Origin of the sequence: Devosia sp. (assembly GCF_965229025.1) — a bacterium.
Classification (GTDB): domain Bacteria; phylum Pseudomonadota; class Alphaproteobacteria; order Rhizobiales; family Devosiaceae; genus Devosia_A.
This window is the reverse complement of record NZ_OZ245853.1, coordinates 2,993,518-3,006,895: the sequence shown is the minus strand read 5'-3', so window position 1 is coordinate 3,006,895 and position 13,378 is coordinate 2,993,518. Positions and strand designations below refer to the sequence as shown.

Genomic DNA, 13,378 nt, shown 5'->3' with positions numbered 1-13,378 from the left:
CTGTTCTTCTCCCCGTCGGGGAGAAGGTGGCGCGCAGCGCCGGATGAGGGGTCTTTCTCCCAACTATCCGCTCCTCACTCCGCTCCGATCGCGCATCGCCAGCGATGCGGCCCCCTTGCATGTTGGTTTTTGCGGCATTTGTTGGAAGGATGCCGCGATCCCCGGCAGATGGCCGTCTGCCGGGGATCGGACGTGCGGGACCGTCGACCCCTTGGGCTTTGGCCCGTGGATGAGTTTGGTCCGTTCGTCCTTGGCGCTGGTCCTGAACAGATGATGGGGAGCAAGTCCCGCATGCAAGGCAAGGTAATGCCCGAACCAAACGCGACGCCAGTTTATGCTGGTGTCGATGTGTGTAAAGAGTGGCTGGATGTGCACGTGCACCCGTCCGGCCAGACGCTGCGTGTCAGCAATGATGGGGTCGGTCTGAGGCGGTTGAAACGGCTGCTGGGTGGACTGGTGGTCTGCCGTGTCGTGATGGAAGCGACAGGTAAGCATCATCGGGCGGCACTGCGCTCGCTGCATGCGGCGGGTCTGGCGGTGGCGGTGGTCAATCCGCTGCGGGCCCGGCTGTTCGCCGAAGCGGCCGGCCAGCTCGCCAAGACCGATACGATCGACGCCAGACTGCTGGCGATCATGGGTGCGGCGCTTGAGCCGGCCGTGACGCCGCCACCGCCTGAGGCGCTGGAGGAGGTGTGCGAACTGGTCAATGCGCGCACCGCGGCCATGGCTGAGCGCACTGCGTTGTCCAACCGGCTGGCGACCGCCGGGACAGCCTTTCTCAAGACCGAACTGCGGCGTCTGCTGCAGACCTCGGAGCGCCATATCAAGCGGCTCGATGCCGAGATCGAACGGCGCATCATGGCCGACCCCGGGATGGCACGACGCCATGCGATACTGTGCTCGATACCAGGCATCGGATCGGTCACCGCAGCCAGCTTCCTCACTGGCCTAGCCGAACTCGGACACTGTTCGGCAAAGCAGGCCGCCATGCTGGCCGGCGTCGCGCCCGTCGCCGACGACAGCGGCGCGCGAACCGGCCGGCGCGCCATCAGGGGAGGAAGGAGGCAGGTCAGGAACGCAGCCTACATGGCCGCGCTCTCGGCAAGCCGCTACAACCCCGACCTCGCAGCCTTCGCACGACGCCTCCAAAGCACCGGCAAACGACCAAAAATCGTCCTCGTCGCCGTCATGCGAAAACTCATCGTCCTCGCCAATACCCTCATCAAACAAAATCGCCTCTGGAGCCCAATCAACCCTTGACCGAAAACACAGATGCTCATCCGTCCTGCGGTCCCCGCCATTCGAGCATAGCTCTCATGGCCTTCTCCCCTCAAAAGGCGCCACTGGCGCCTTTTGCCCTGCGGGACGGCTCGAAGTCCCCGACGGGGAGAAGAATGGGCCGGAGCGCTTGGCGAGAACGGTGACGGAAGGCCCCCTCACCCGGCCCCACCCCGTCCCTCCCCTTGACGGGGAGGGACGGGGTGGGGTGTGCGGAGCCCGTGGACAACCTGCGCTCACCGGGGCACCTCACCCCCCACCCTAGCTCCGCTAAGGGCCCGATGGCCCTAGCTGCGCTACCCTCCCCGCAAGGGGGAGGGAGGACTCCCACCCGCGTCAAACCGAGCGGAACTTCGGCATCGGGTCGCGGGGTGGTTTGCCGGCTTGGGCGTCGCGGTAGCCGTCGAGAGAGATGTGGTTTTCGCGCTCGATGAGGCGGTTGCGCACCTTGTCGGCGTTGATCTTGGTGAATTTGGCCTCTTCCTCATCCCAGGCGGGCGCACCCTTGGGCGGGGTGCGGGGCAGCAGCCGGGCAATGGGCTGCTGCTTGCCATCAAACACCCAGCAGATCGCCTGGTGCCGCGCGGAAAGCCGGGCATGCTCGCCCTCGAACGCTTCGAGCCCCGCCAGCGCCTGGCCCAGCGCAATGGCGAGCGCCGCGTTATCGATGCCGGCCTCGCGCGGCACGGCAATGCCGCGCCCCGCCTTGCCCAGAAACCGCGCCACCTCCCCACACAACTCCCGCCCCAGCCGCACGCTCTCCACCGGCGCCGCCTCATTCCCCTTGGCCCGCTCGACCTGTTTCAAAAGCGCCGCCACCCGCGGATAGAGCCGCTCATGGATCGCTAATGCGCTCGCGGGTGAGGGGAGGGGTGGTTTCGGTGGGTTTTCGTCATCGGGTGTGTCCTTTTGCGAGAGGAGTTTGGCGAGAGGATACAGCGGGTGGAGGGAGCGGGGATAAGTGGCGGGTGAGTTAAGACGCAAAGCTTGGGCGAGGAGGGACTTGGCCACGTTGCGAGTGGCCGTGGGGACGGGCTGATCGGAGTACCGGGCGAGTAGAGGGAATAAGGTGCTATTTGACACTGGGGGTGGACGAAACGTCCGCAATCCCAATCGCGAACAGGCCTCCCGCGTGTCTAGATATTTCAGAGACCGCGGCTACCTCGGACTCGATGCGATCGAAAATCGCATCGATACGATCCTTCCGACCCTTAGGATCAGCTGACACGGTCGCGCTCGTTCGTTGAGCACGCTCAAACAGGGGCCGCAGTCCTGAGTTGTCTACAGCGATATGACCCAATTGATCCCGCGTTGCAGCTATCAAGTCTACTCCACGGGGTTCACCCTGTTCATTTTGGAAATGAACGAGCATTGCTCCAATCAATTGGTCGGCAACGTCAGTCTCAATAACGCCGAAGCCGCCCCCAAATTCAGCCCTAGTGACAGTGTCGACAAGATGCCTAACGAATGTAGAGGAAAAATCTAGAAGCGTTCGCCCCGCAGCAGTTGAACGGTTCGTACGAGCCTCAATGAAGCTTCGATTGGCAAACTCGGGAAAACGGCCCCGGAGTGCCTCAGGTAGGCGCAGGTCAAATCGCTCCGGATCGTCGAGGAGCCCGACATCAACCCCACACAGCGCTGCAGATCGCTTGATAAACGTAGCCAGATCTTTTGTCGTAAAAGCTCCAAGGCGCTGCCAACTATTGCCATCGAGAGTAGACATGTTGGCTAGTATGTCGTCCTGGAGTCTCTTGGACTCGCGTGCTCGCTGAATTGCGTCATCCACTCGCTGAGTAGTTCGTTCGACGCCTCCAGTTCGCGCTTCCTCAAGCAAGTCGTTAATGTCTAGTCGATCCAACAGGTCGCCTAATACCTCCGAATGATGCCTTTCATCGTACTCCGTACTCACTTGCCCCATCTGCCGCACAACTGCTTCCAGACGCTCTAGGACCGTAGCAAGAACTTCGTTGTCAATTGTGTCTTTTGATGTTAGGTTGATAACAACGACCTTCTCCTGTTGCCCGTACCGATATAACCGACCTATGCGCTGTTGCAGCCTAGCGGGATTCCAAGGTAGGTCATAGTTTACTAGTACATGACAATTACGTTGCAGATTTAGACCCTCGCCGCCTGCCTCCGTCGAAATTAGTATCTGCGTATCACTATCGAAGGCATCGATGGCCTCTTGCTTCTCATCTACGGTCATCCCCCCATGAATCAGGACCGCCGTCCGTCCTACTTCTTGCTCAATTCGCCTTTTGATGTAACTCTGAGTCGCGCGATACTCAGTAAATATTAGTAATTTCTTGTTCTGCGAAACAACCAGGTCAGCAGCAATCTTCTCCAGCTCTAGTATTTTTCGGTCGGCGGCAATACTCGCTCGAGCTTGGTCCAGTACCGCGTTCAGGCTGTGGAGCTCCTCGTCGAAGAACAGGCCGGTCGGCTCGCCGGCGCTTACCTCGGCTAAGTTGTCGTTGTCCTCTCCGATCTCGTATTGGGCTTCGGCCTCAAGATCCACCTCGGAAGGGCCCGTCGGCAGCTCTCCCAAGAGTCTCTGCTTTCGCTTTGTCATCGCAACGAAGAGCGCCCACACCGACGACGATGCCAACTTTCGATAGATCGTCATCACAAAGCCAATAGCACGGCCTGACCTGCCTCCAATGCTATCGCCTGCGCGATATCCGCGCCTGAGGTAGAGTCCTAACCTCCTCTCGAGTTCGAGCGTCTCAGGACTGTTTGGTATCTCGGCGCGACGAACAAGCAGGCCCCGAAAGATAAACTTTCCCTCCGCATCGACCACATCTATTTTACGGTTGCGCAAAACAATGTCAGCAACAACAGATGGATCGTCCTCGATTTCGTCAATTGATTCAGCCAATTCCGGACGAACAAGTTTAAGGAGATTTTTGAAGCGACCCACATCACCTTGATGAGGAGTTCCAGTCAGAAGTATGACCGAGTCAGACTGTTCCCGCAGCGCCCTCGCTAGTTTGTATCGAAGCGTCGTACGACCCGCGATGTCGCGCGACAACCTATGCGCCTCATCGAAAATAACGATATCCCACTTGCCAGCTCCCAAGACGGTGCCGAATCGGGTTGAGAAATCGATGCCGTCATCCTCGGCATTTCTCGGCTTTGCTAGATCCAGGGAGACGATGACTTTTTCATACAGGCCCCACTCATCAGATTGTTCTATCTCAAAGTCGCGTCCATATATTCGGAACTTTCGATTGAACTTGGTGAGCATTTCGTCTTTCCATTGGCGCGTAAGTCCAGAGGGAACCACAACTAGTATGCGCCGAAGGTTCTGGCGCCGCTCCAAAGCGCCCAGCAGTAATCCGACCTCAATTGTCTTGCCGAGACCGACGTCGTCGGCCACAAGCCAGTTCGTATTTCCAGAACTTAGTATGCGATGCACGAGCGTAATTTGGTGCGGGAGCGGGTCGACGTCCAGCCGGTCCAGAGCGCCGGTCGCTTCATTCCAAGTACGGAGTGCATGGGCCATTAAATTGAGTGAGGTGCGTTCGGCGCTATCCCGAAATTTCATCTCCCCTCGGATGTACTGGAGACGCGGGTCCATAATTCTAGCAAGGCGTTCAAAGGGTACCCAACGAGTCTCCCCCGTCGAATGAAATTGAACAGAGATCTGTTCCATACCGGCTATACTGCGAACTGCTATGGCCGTCCCAACTCCCAGTGTTTTTCGTGATGTCGATATTGGGACGTCCTGCACTATGAACCCGGGCAGTATACCGCACGAACAGTCGTCAAGGTTAACCGCTCTGTGAGGTATATCGGGACCGAATTCCAGCCGAATTTGGCCATTGGCTAGGTGTTGAACGACGCGGCCAAGTGTCCCCGACGTGTTCTCCCTAACCCAGCAATCGACTACGGGCGTCAAATGTTCCACGTCTGCTCCTAATATAGATACTCGGGCTATTGGGTTCAGGATAGGCCACGCCAATTATGTCCGTTTGGCCGCGATGCAGGCTGCCGGAGCGGGAGAAGGACCTCGGAGGTAACAGGCTGGACCTAAGGTCTGCATCCATCCACTCTTCTCTAGAGTGTGGGAGATCGAGAACAATGTACCCTAAATCTGCCGAGCGTAGTCGCCACTCAATATAATCGATATACGACCAGTACAGTACATCGCCGAATTGTAACGCAAGCCATTCTTGAAACCAATCGTCATCAATAATGTCACTTGGAGTGTGACCGTGACACAACTCCGCGAGTCGCACTGCTCGCTTCCAAGATAGGAGTGCTCCGGGGTTATGATACGGTGATGGCTGACGACTGCCTACCGATCGACGTGAAGCGAGAGTCGGCGTGTTCAGGAAAGTTAGGCGGAATTCGCAGCCGTTCTTCAAGGAGTCTGCGTTCGCTCCACCCTTGGCTATGTCGGATAGCGCGACGAAAGTTTGTTGGAACGGAAACTCTTCAAAGAGTTCATGAAAATAGAGCGCAAGAGTGCGTCGTCTTCCCTTCTCTGGAATGTCCAGCAGTTGCACAAGCCAGCGACTTCTCCGCTCCGCCATGGAGTACACTGACGGCGGATGGTCTTGGACGATGAAGGGGTTCTCGGCCAACTCTGGATCGAACCAGGGCAGTGGGGCTTGCTCCCCCCAGTCCTCAGGGACGGCGTTTGGGGACATAGGCACGTTGTCGAACGACCAGAAGTCATTCGGCGATTCCGCAGGGGCGGCCACGTCCTCTTGAGGCGGTTCTTGTATCTCTTTCCCGACTGCCGGTTGCCAGAAGTCTTGAAGAAGACCTGACAGTGCATCAAGGCGGTGTTTGGTCTCGGCTACTGGGTTCCAGAAATCCGAGCTCGGGAGCCGTTGTGCCCGGACACTGTCGTTGTTAGTTCGGACGACTTCCATTTAGCATCTTGCCCCCAAACACGAAGCTAGTGTTTTTTCGTGGGCGGCGCTAGGTGGTCGAATTGTGCTCGACTCCTCGCGACCTTTCTGCATTTCCACACACCTCTACCGATCTGTGCTAGCCCTAGACACTTGCGCGCATTTAGCGTGCACGTCTGACATGATCGGACATTCCCCTAAGCAATTTCCAACTCGTTTGAAGCCGGGCCTGACGGGTGAGGCTGTCGGGGCGGTTGCGCTCGCGATTGTCGGGACTACCTGGGGGCGGATGGGGTGACAGGCGGGTCACCAAGGGACGGCGCAGTCACCATGGCCTTACCCCTGTTGCGTAGCGAACGCCGGCACCGCCAGTGCGGCCACCGCGCTCAAGTTCCCTCGGCCTGCTCGCGCAAGGGCAGTGGCGAGAGTCGGCTGGGCACCCTCCTCGCCGCGTACAAGCCGAATGCTGACCTGGCGCAGGCGTGTCAGGTGGTGGTGGCCGCAGCGACTAGGAGATTCGTGAGAGCCCCTCATCCGCCCTTCGGGCACCTTCTCCCCAGAGGGGCGAAGGGACTATCGCACAGTCGGTGATGAAAGAGGCCGGTGCATCCGGGTGCCCGCTGCTGCGCAGCGACCCGGCAAGTGACCTGCCAAAGCGCCACTGGCGCTTTGGCTCACGCGAAAGCGTGACCGGTCACTCATCCCCCATCTTCAGCGCCTTGATGAACGCTTCTTGCGGGATCTCGACATTGCCGTATTGCCGCATCTTGGCTTTGCCCTTTTTCTGCTTTTCCAAGAGCTTCCGCTTACGCGTGGCGTCGCCGCCGTAGCACTTGGCCGTCACGTCCTTGCGCATGGCGCGGACGGTTTCGCGGGCGATGATCTTGCCGCCGATGGCGGCCTGGATCGGGATGACGAAGAGGTGCGGCGGGATCAGGTCCTTGAGCTTTTCGCACATGATGCGGCCGCGCGTTTCGGCGACGGTGCGGTGGACCAGCATACTTAGCGCGTCGACGGGCTCGGAATTGACCAGCACCGAGAGCTTGACCAGGTCGCCCTCGCGATAATCGGCAAGGGTATAGTCGAAGCTGGCATAGCCCTTCGAGATCGACTTCAGCCGGTCGTAGAAATCGAACACCACCTCGTTGAGCGGCAGATCGTATTCGATCATGGCGCGGTTGCCGACATAGGTCATGTTGCGCTGGATGCCGCGCCGGTCCTGGCAGAGCTTCAGGATCGAGCCCAGATATTCATCGGGCGTGAGGATCGTCGCCTTGATCCAGGGCTCGGCGATATGATCGATGCGCACCACATCCGGCAGATCGGCCGGGTTGTGCAGCATCAGCGTTTCGCCATTGGTGAGGTGCACCTCGTAGACCACCGAGGGGGCGGTGGCGATGAGATCGAGGTTGAACTCGCGGCTCAACCGCTCCTGGATGATTTCAAGGTGGAGGAGGCCCAGAAAGCCGCAGCGGAAGCCGAAGCCGAGCGCTGCGCTGGTTTCCATTTCGTATGAGAAGCTGGCGTCGTTGAGCCGCAGCTTGCCCATGGCGGCGCGCAGTTCCTCGAAATCGGACGCATCGACGGGGAAGAGGCCGCAGAACACCACCGGCTGGGCCGGGCGGAAGCCGGGGAAGGCCGTGGCGGTGGGGCGGCGATCATCGGTGATGGTGTCGCCAACGTTGGTATCGGCCACTTCCTTGATCGAGGCGGTAAAGAACCCGATCTCGCCCGGGCCGAGCTCGCCGATATCGATGAGTTTTGGGGTGAAGACACCGACGCGATCGAGCTCATAGGCCGCGTTGGCATTCATCATGCGGATCTTCTGGCCCTTTTTCACCGTGCCATCGATGACGCGGATGAGGACCACGACGCCGAGATAGGTGTCGTACCAGCTGTCGACCAGCAGCGCCTTGAGCGGGGCATTGATATCGCCCTTGGGGGCGGGCAGGCGCTCGACGATGGCGGCGAGCACCTTGTCGATGTTGAGCCCGGACTTGGCGGAAATCTCCACCGCGTCGGACGCATCGATGCCGATCACGTCCTCGATCTGCTGCTTGATGCGCTCGGGCTCGGCGGCGGGCAGGTCGATCTTGTTGAGCACCACCACCAGCTCATGGTTGGCATCCATGGCGTGGTAGACGTTGGCGAGCGTCTGCGCCTCGACGCCCTGGGAGGCATCGACGACGAGGAGCGAGCCCTCGACGGCGGCGAGCGAGCGGGAGACCTCGTAGGCGAAGTCGACGTGGCCAGGCGTGTCGATAAGGTTGAGGATATAGGTCTCGCCGTCGGTGTGCTTGTAGGTCAGCCGGACGGTCTGCGCCTTGATGGTGATGCCGCGCTCGCGCTCGATATCCATCGAATCGAGCACCTGCTCCTTCATCTCACGCGCCTCGAGCCCGCCGGTGAGCTGGATCAGCCGGTCCGCAAGCGTCGATTTGCCATGATCGATGTGGGCGACGATGGAGAAATTGCGAATATGGTCGAGGGGTGCGGACATCAATATTCCAGGTTGCGCGCTACGCGCCGCTGGCTGGGCTGATAGCAGACACAGCCCGCGCCGCAAAGATGGTTTACAGGGTGTGAACGATGCAGTTTGGGAAGAGGGAGCGGGGCGATGACCTCACGGCAGCCGTTTGATCTCGATGCCTACGTAGAACGCGCCACCAAGGGCCCCTGCTTTATCTGCGAGATGATCAGCGGTAACCCGGCCTTCGCGCACCCGATCGTTGCCGAAGACGAGGAGACGGTGACCTTCCTCAGTAAATATCCGACGCTGCCGGGCTATTGCCTCGTCTGCCCCAAGGCACATGTCGAAGACCTGGCGGAGGGGATGTCCGAGGCGGCGTATCTGGGGCTGCAGCGCAAGGTGCACCGGCTGGCGCGGGCGCTGAAGCAGGTGTTTGCGGCCGAGCGCATCTATGTGCTCTCGCTGGGCAGCCAGGCGGCCAACAGCCACCTGCACTTCCACGTCGTCCCGCTGCCCGCCGGCGTGCCGCTGGCGCAGCAGCAATATCATGCGCTGATGGCCGAGCACGGGGTGTTGACGATCCCAGACGCTGAGAAGGCAGAAATGGCGCGCACGATAGCCGCCGCCCTTGCGGCGCTCGAAGACAAGTAAGGCGCACAGGAGCGGCAACCCGGGGCGGGGCTCAGCCGTTGTCCGGAGATGAAAACTCTCCGATGTGCGCTGATTTCCCTCCTGCTGCTCTCGGGTAGCATTGGCTCGACCCCCGCAGGGGACGTAACGATGCCGCGGCCACGGCCGGCGTCGGAGCGGCCGGTGGCGGTGGCGCCGGGGTGGATCCCCTCGCGGACTGTTGTGGTGGCGGTGCCGGCGCCGCGGCCGGACACGGATGCTCCGGCCAAGGCCGATGAGAAACCCGCGCCGGTCGCTGAAACCCCGCCGCCCAAGCCGCCGCGGGATTATCAGACAGCCTGCCCGGCGGTGATTGCGGGCGAGGTGGTGGCGAAAAGCCTGCCGACGATCGACGATGGCGGGCAGTGCGGCGCGGTGTCCCCGCTTTCGCTTAGCGCCGTCATGGTCAATGGCCGCGAGGTGCCGGTGAGCGGCGGCGTCGTCACCGACTGCGGCATCGCGACGGCACTGCCGACATGGCTCAGTGCGGTGGATGGCTATCTCGGCGCCAAGGAGAATACCGGGCTCAAGTCGGTGATCGTCGGCACGTCCTATATGTGCCGGCCGGTCAACAACGTCACCGGCGGCAATCTCAGCTTTCACGGCCTCGCCGACGCGCTCGACGTGGTCGGGTTCGAGCTCGAGGACGGCCGCAAGGTTGAGGTTTTGAGCGGGTGGGGCGATGCCCAGTCGTCAGAGGGGCGGCTCTTGCGCTTTGCCCATGACGCCGCCTGCGCCAGTTTCACCACCACCCTTGGCCCGGAGGCGAACGCGGAACACCACGATCACCTCCATGTCGACCTCGGCTGCCACGGCAAAACCTGTACGGCGCGGCTCTGCGAATAGCTTAGCGGTCGGACGTCGGGTGATAAGGCGGCAGGTCCCAGATTTCGCGCGGGCTCATGCCGGCAAACGGGTCGCGGGCACCGGTGGTGCGGTCGGTACGCGGCTTCTTGGCCGCCTTGGTTTTGAACAACATGGTGTTCTCCTGTTTTCGTGTTGGCGGCGGATTAGCCCCAAACCGATGAACCTGTGATGAACCGGCGGATCACGCTTCGGGGCAGCGCGGGTGATGGATGGGCAGGTCCGCCCAATCGCGCGGGCTGAGGCAGTTGGCAGCGTCTGGCGGCGCGACCGGCGCAGACAGCCTGACCAGCAGCCGGCGCCAGAGTGTAGAGATTGTCTTCATGGCCAGTGCTCCCTTGTGTGCTTGAATTCGGCTGATATCCGCTCCTTCGACCGGTCAGACAATCGACAAGAGTTGCGCCGCGGTTTAGATAATCTATATGGTGAGCCCGTTTCCAATCCCCCTGAACGCCATTCGCGCGATCGAGATCGTGGCGCGCCGTGGCGCTTTGGCGCCGGCAGCTGAGGAACTTGGCGTCACCCCCGGCGCGGTGAGCCAGCATCTGCGGCGGGCCGAGGAGAGGCTGGGGGTGGAGCTGTTCGAGCGCACACCGCAGGGGCTGCGGCCGCGACCGGCGCTGGTGCAGATCCTGCCGCAACTGAGTGCGGGCTTTTCGGCGCTGGCCGATGCGCTGAAGTCGCTGCGGCCCGCTGAAGACAATGTGCTGACCCTGACGGTGGGGGCCGTGTTCGCCTCGCGCTGGCTGATCTGGCGCATGGCGCGGTTCACGGCGGCGCACCCCGAGATTGAGCTACGCCTGGTGGTGAGTGCGGCGATGGTGGATTTTGCCCATTCCGACATCGATTGCGGTGTCCGTTTCGGGCGCGGGCCGTGGCCGGGCGTGGTGGCCGAGCGGATTGGCGGACAGCATTTCCAGCCGGTGGCGACGCCGGCGCTCGCGGCGCGGATCAGGACGCCGGGCGATCTGGCAAAAGTGCCGGTGATCCACGACACCTCGACCATGCTGCCCTGGAGCAAGTGGTTCGCTTCTGTTGGAGCGCCGATGGTCGAACTCACCGGGCCCAGCATCAGTGATCCGGCGTTGGCATTCGATGCCGCGATCTCGGGGCAGGGCGTGCTGCTGACGGTCGATATGATGGCGGCGGATGCGGTGCGCGATGGCCGTCTCGTCTGGCCGTTCGGGCGCGCGGTAGAAAGTGAGCTTGGCTACTGGATGGTGCGGGCCGAGGGCAGGCGCATGCCCGACAAGGTGCGGATGTTCCGCGACTGGCTGCTCGCAGAGGCGGCTGAGGTTGTCGATGGGCAGGGCAGATCCTGATCCGAACGATCTTGCGGGGCGTAAAATCGTTGTTTAGAATAGTTCTAAACTTCAGGACGACATTCCTATGCTGAGCCGCTTGCTGCACCCCAATAGCCGTGAATTTTCATCGCTCGATGAACGCGAGATCCTGTCCCTGGCGGTCGCCGCTGAAGAGGAGGATGGCGCGATCTACGCCGAGATCGCGACAAAGCTGCGCGACACCTACCCTGCGTCAGCCAAGGTGTTCGAGGGCATGTCGGCCGAGGAGGATGGCCATCGCCGGCGCCTGCTCGATCTCTACGTCGAAAAGTTCGGGCCGCGCCTAGTGCCGATCCGCCGCGAGCATGTGCGGGGGTTCCTGGCGCGCAAGCCCGTCTGGCTGATGGAGACCATGACGCTCGAGCAGGTGCGCCAGCTGGCGTGGGAGATGGAGGCCGGCGCCGCGAGCTTTTATGATGCCGCCGCAGGCCGCACCACTGATGTCGCGGTGCGCAAGCTCCTCGGCGATCTGGCGGTGGAAGAGCGCGGCCACGCCAACGCCGCCGATCGGCTCGAGGCCAAGGCCCTGGGGCCGGAAGAGCGGGCCGCCGAAAAGAGTGAGGAACACCGGCAGTTCGTGCTGACCTATGTGCAGCCGGGCCTTGCCGGGCTGATGGATGGGTCGGTGTCGACCCTCGCGCCAGTGTTTGCCGCGGCCTTTGCCACCGGCGACACCTGGCAGACCTTTCTGGTCGGCCTTGCCGCAGCGGTCGGCGCCGGTATTTCCATGGGCTTCACCGAAGCCGCCTCCGATGACGGCAAGCTCACCGGCCGCGGCTCACCGCTGAAGCGCGGCCTCGCGGCGGGCGTGATGACGGCGCTGGGCGGGCTCGGTCACGCGCTGCCTTACCTGATCCACGATTTCAATACCGCAACAGCGGTAGCCGCCGTGGTGGTGGTGATCGAACTCTGGTCGATCGCCTATATCCAGCAGCGCTACATGCAGACCCCGTTCTGGCGCGCGGCATTGCAGGTGGTGCTGGGTGGCGCGCTGGTGTTTGCGGCGGGGGTTCTAATCGGGAGTGCGTAGGCTCGGCACCTTTTCCTTCTCCCCTTGTGGGAGAAGGTGCCCGAAGGGCGGATGAGGGGTTTCTCTCCTTCGCAGGGACCGCTCCTCACTACGTTCGGATCGCGCAACACCGTGGTGCTGCGGACCCCTCATCCGGCGCTTCGCGCCACCTTCCCCCTCAAGGGGGGAAGGAAGACGGTGCACTCCAGCCTTTGCGGTACCAAGCCTAAGCGCCCTACAATCCGCCGCGTTGCTTGACGAGGTCGCGCATCGCCGTCGCCTGGGGGGCAGGCTCTGAGCCCAGCCCCTCGGCGACGCCGTAACGGTCAGCCACTGGGCGGTTCTGGCTGGCTTTGAACTTGCCTTCGAGATGGGTGATTGCGATCTCAATCCCGACGATGCCCTTGAGCTGGCTCGCGATGAACGCCTCGGGTGCATCGGTGACGGCCCAAGGCGTGGGCCGGTGGCCTTCGTGCTGCGCCGTCAGCGCCGAGACATTGGCGTGCAGCCAGGCGGCATCCTCGATGATCTTTGCCGTGCCGCGCGCCTGCACGATGGCGTAGTTCCAGGTCGGCACGACTTTGTGGTCGATGGCTTTCTGAGCGTACCATGAGGGGGTGATGTAGTGATCCGTCCCCTGGAACACGATCAGCGCTTCCGGGCTCTGCTGCAGCGCCTGCCATTGCGCATTGGCGCGGGACATGTGGCAACGCAGCGTACCGAGGGGACCTTCGGCCGCATAAAGGATGAAGGGGATCGGGTTAGCAAGGATGCCGTCAGCGCCAGTCGAGATCAGCAGCCCGAGCGGATGGCTGACGATCAGCCCATGCTGGGTGTCGAGGTCGGTCTCGCGGAAGTGCGGCGGCTGGTACATCTCGAAGCC

The 13,378-nt window shown here is 61.7% G+C and carries 11 protein-coding genes; 5 read left to right on the top strand and 6 right to left on the bottom strand.

From position 1 onward, the window contains the following. The first annotated feature begins 291 nt into the window (after window positions 1-291). Complete coding sequence (locus tag ACO06J_RS14620; protein ID WP_421758914.1) at window positions 292-1,260, top strand: IS110 family transposase; 969 nt, start codon at window positions 292-294, stop codon at window positions 1,258-1,260. 354 nt (window positions 1,261-1,614) lie between these two features. Here the strand turns inward: ACO06J_RS14620 and ACO06J_RS14615 are convergent, their stop codons facing one another. From ACO06J_RS14615 to lepA, 3 genes are all read right to left on the bottom strand, one after another. Then, window positions 1,615-2,085, bottom strand: coding sequence for a hypothetical protein (locus ACO06J_RS14615; RefSeq protein ID WP_421761450.1), 471 nt, complete (start codon window positions 2,083-2,085; stop codon window positions 1,615-1,617). 265 nt (window positions 2,086-2,350) lie between these two features. Then, window positions 2,351-4,825: a helicase-related protein gene (locus ACO06J_RS14610; RefSeq protein WP_421761449.1), complete on the bottom strand. Its 2,475-nt coding sequence runs from the start codon at window positions 4,823-4,825 to the stop codon at window positions 2,351-2,353. A gap of 2,009 nt (window positions 4,826-6,834) precedes the next feature. After that, the gene (gene lepA, locus ACO06J_RS14605) at window positions 6,835-8,640 is read right to left on the bottom strand and encodes a translation elongation factor 4 (RefSeq protein ID WP_421761448.1); all 1,806 of its coding nucleotides are present in this window, start codon (window positions 8,638-8,640) and stop codon (window positions 6,835-6,837) included. 117 nt (window positions 8,641-8,757) lie between these two features. Between lepA and ACO06J_RS14600 the strand changes: the two genes are divergently transcribed. Both ACO06J_RS14600 and ACO06J_RS14595 read left to right on the top strand, forming a co-directional pair. Next, window positions 8,758-9,261 (top strand): HIT family protein, encoded by a 504-nt coding sequence (locus tag ACO06J_RS14600; protein WP_421761447.1) that lies wholly within the window; start codon window positions 8,758-8,760, stop codon window positions 9,259-9,261. 129 nt (window positions 9,262-9,390) lie between these two features. Further along, window positions 9,391-10,125 carry an extensin family protein gene (locus ACO06J_RS14595; RefSeq protein WP_421761446.1) on the top strand — a complete coding sequence of 245 codons (735 nt, stop codon included), beginning with the start codon at window positions 9,391-9,393 and terminating at the stop codon, window positions 10,123-10,125. 1 nt (window position 10,126) lies between these two features. Here the strand turns inward: ACO06J_RS14595 and ACO06J_RS14590 are convergent, their stop codons facing one another. Together ACO06J_RS14590 and ACO06J_RS14585 are read right to left on the bottom strand one after the other, a co-directional pair. Further along, entirely contained in the window at window positions 10,127-10,258 is a 132-nt protein-coding gene (locus tag ACO06J_RS14590; protein ID WP_421761445.1) for a hypothetical protein, read from the bottom strand. A 69-nt stretch (window positions 10,259-10,327) separates the two neighbouring features. After that, a complete protein-coding gene (locus ACO06J_RS14585; RefSeq protein WP_421761444.1) occupies window positions 10,328-10,468 on the bottom strand; it encodes a hypothetical protein in 141 nt (46 codons plus the stop codon). Window positions 10,469-10,568: 100 nt separating this feature from the next. On the opposite strand from ACO06J_RS14585, the gene ACO06J_RS14580 reads away from it, so the two are divergent. After that, complete coding sequence (locus ACO06J_RS14580; protein WP_421761443.1) at window positions 10,569-11,465, top strand: LysR substrate-binding domain-containing protein; 897 nt, start codon at window positions 10,569-10,571, stop codon at window positions 11,463-11,465. 67 nt (window positions 11,466-11,532) lie between these two features. Beyond that, a complete protein-coding gene (mbfA, locus tag ACO06J_RS14575) occupies window positions 11,533-12,516 on the top strand; it encodes an iron exporter MbfA (RefSeq protein ID WP_421761442.1) in 984 nt (327 codons plus the stop codon). Window positions 12,517-12,730: 214 nt separating this feature from the next. Here mbfA and ACO06J_RS14570 read toward each other — a convergent pair whose 3' ends face one another. After that, window positions 12,731-13,369, bottom strand: coding sequence for an FMN-binding negative transcriptional regulator (locus ACO06J_RS14570; RefSeq protein ID WP_421761441.1), 639 nt, complete (start codon window positions 13,367-13,369; stop codon window positions 12,731-12,733). Between the last annotated feature and the right edge of the window lie 9 nt (window positions 13,370-13,378).

Coding starts and splice junctions, on each gene's coding strand:
- ACO06J_RS14620 (WP_421758914.1), top strand. CDS start 292: ATGCAAGGCAAGGTAATGCCCGAACCAAACGCGACGCCAGTTTATGCT.
- ACO06J_RS14610 (WP_421761449.1), bottom strand. CDS start 4,825: ATGAAATTTCGGGATAGCGCCGAACGCACCTCACTCAATTTAATGGCC.
- lepA (WP_421761448.1), bottom strand. CDS start 8,640: ATGTCCGCACCCCTCGACCATATTCGCAATTTCTCCATCGTCGCCCAC.
- ACO06J_RS14600 (WP_421761447.1), top strand. CDS start 8,758: ATGACCTCACGGCAGCCGTTTGATCTCGATGCCTACGTAGAACGCGCC.
- ACO06J_RS14595 (WP_421761446.1), top strand. CDS start 9,391: ATGCCGCGGCCACGGCCGGCGTCGGAGCGGCCGGTGGCGGTGGCGCCG.
- ACO06J_RS14590 (WP_421761445.1), bottom strand. CDS start 10,258: ATGTTGTTCAAAACCAAGGCGGCCAAGAAGCCGCGTACCGACCGCACC.
- ACO06J_RS14585 (WP_421761444.1), bottom strand. CDS start 10,468: ATGAAGACAATCTCTACACTCTGGCGCCGGCTGCTGGTCAGGCTGTCT.
- mbfA (WP_421761442.1), top strand. CDS start 11,533: ATGCTGAGCCGCTTGCTGCACCCCAATAGCCGTGAATTTTCATCGCTC.
- ACO06J_RS14570 (WP_421761441.1), bottom strand. CDS start 13,369: ATGTACCAGCCGCCGCACTTCCGCGAGACCGACCTCGACACCCAGCAT.